Genomic DNA, 2,066 nt, shown 5'->3' with positions numbered 1-2,066 from the left:
CTCCCCGACGCCGCAGCTAACCACCACGACGGGGGCGTGGTAGAGATACGTCGCGGGCGCCAGGGTCAGCTTGTCCATCGGAATGACTCTTTCTTCAATATGCCGCGCCGAATCGGGCCGTCCGCGGGGGATCACTCACCGTCGGAGCCGTCCGGCGGAGGGTTCGGGTCCGAGGTCCACCCGTCGAGAGCGTCGCCCAGTTTGAATACCTTTTTCTCTCTCTTTACCAGGAGAGTCCCCTCGTCGGGGTAGCAGACGACGTCGTCGGGGTTCATCAGGCCGCAGTCGAGAATCTCCAGGGCCTCGTCGCCGGTGTTGATGAACTGGTGCGCGATGCCCTCCCCGGCCGGCTTGGCGAAGAAATCCCCCTTCCCCACCGGGCGGTTTTTCCCGTCCAGCCGGACCATCCCCTTCCCGGCGAGGATGAGAAAGAACTCCTCCTGGATGGTGTGTGAGTGGTACTTGACGCTTTTGGCCCCGGGTTTGACGCGGTCAATGTTCACGTAGATTTTCCGGCTCCCCGCCGCGGCGCCCAGGTAGAGCGTCTGCATCGCGCCGGCGAAGTCGGGGTCGTCCATGAAGTTTTTCGGAACCGCGTCGAGGTTGAGAATCTCGGGCATGGGTCCCCCGTTTCCGTCAGGCGTTGTGCTTCCCCTCGGTCTGGGAGAGGGAAAGCTCGGGCTTGAGAGCGCCGTCGGGGCGCCGAACGGCCGAATGCCGTACGACCCTTTTGTGAAAAGGGGAGCCAAATCGGCTCCCCTTCGATTCGATTCACCGAGGCGCGGTTTAGGAGGAGCTGAGCTTCTTCAGCTTGGTCTCCGCTTCCTTCACCAGCCTGCGGAGCCGCTCTATCTCGTTGGCCATCTCCTCCCGGGACTCCAGCTCCTGATCCAGGTTCTTTTGGCGGACCGAGAAGTCCTCGAGCTGGACCGAGAAGTCCTTCATCTTCTTGTCCAGCTTATCGGCCAGCTTGGCCCGCGACTCCATCTCCTTGAGGCTTTCGGTGAGGCCGCCCATGGAGCTCTGGAGCGCGCTCAGACTGCTCGTGAGGTCGGCCGATTCCTGCCCGAGCTGCTGGAGAATCGGGTGGTGCTTCTCGCTGGTGGAGGTGACGAGCTGGGTGGTGGCCTTGGCCCGCTCCTCGACTTCGGTGAGCTTTTTATCCAGCTTCTTGAAGGCCTCGACCCGGTTTTCCAGCACCGAGAGGTCGGCGTCGAGCTTGACGGAGCGCTCGGTGGAGTTGGAGAGGGTCTTTATCTTCGAGTCTATCTCGGCCAGGCGGGTGCTCTTATCGGCGACGCCTTTGTCGGTCTGGTCGAGGTTTTTATCGAGGTCGGCCAGGCGCGCCTTGAACGCCCCGAGTCTGGCCTCGTAGGCCTCGGCGGCCTCGGCGGCCCGGCGGATTTCATCCTGACGCTCACCGAGCTTGTCCCCCATCGCCTTGAGCTGCTCCTGCCGCTCGGCGTTGGTGGCGGCGAGGCGCTCGGTGTCCTTGACCCCCTTCAGGGCCTCCTTGCGGCTCTTCTCCAGGCGCTCTCCGAGCCCCTCGATTTCCTTGGCCGCGCCGTCCAGCTCGGCGGTCTTGGCCAGGAGGGCCTCGACCTTGGTCCCCACGGTGTCCACCTCGCCCTTCGTGTGGCGGACCTCGTCGCCGGCGACGCGGCACCGATCCAGGGAGATGGCTAGGTCGGCGAGCTTGGCGTCCAGCTCGTCCGCCTTGGCCCGCTGTTCGAGTTGGGCCTTGGACCGCCCGTCCAGGTCGTCTATCATCCGGTTGAGGTCGGCTATCTTCCCCTCGAGGGGTTTCACCGTCTGGAATCGCTGCTCGATGGTGGCGAGGGGTTCTCCGACGAGGCGCTCGCGCTCGTCGAGGTGCTCCAGCCGCGTGGAGAGCTGCTCGATGCGCTGGCGGGAGTTGGTGATGGTCCCGAGGCCGTCCAGGGCGGCCTTGGACGCCTCGGTCACCGCCGACAGGCGTCCCTCGAGGTCCGACTCCGCTCCGCGCAGGCTCTGGATGGGGCCATCCTGGGCGCCTATTTCGGTGAGACGGGCCTGGGCGGGACCCA

The 2,066-nt window shown here is 65.0% G+C and carries 2 protein-coding genes; both read right to left on the bottom strand.

The window, feature by feature from the left end; genetic code table 11:
- Window positions 1-131: 131 nt before the first annotated feature.
- The gene (locus tag NTW26_08655) at window positions 132-620 is read right to left on the bottom strand and encodes a cupin domain-containing protein (protein ID MCX7022322.1); all 489 of its coding nucleotides are present in this window, start codon (window positions 618-620) and stop codon (window positions 132-134) included.
- 166 nt (window positions 621-786) lie between these two features.
- Window positions 787-2,066 (bottom strand): hypothetical protein (locus tag NTW26_08650; GenBank protein MCX7022321.1); only part of this gene is annotated, 1,280 nt, incomplete at its 5' end.

This window comes from bacterium (assembly GCA_026398675.1).
Taxonomy (GTDB): Bacteria; RBG-13-66-14; RBG-13-66-14; order RBG-13-66-14; family RBG-13-66-14; genus RBG-13-66-14.
Note: the sequence above shows the minus strand (reverse complement) of the source record. Positions and strands in the feature narration are given on the sequence as shown.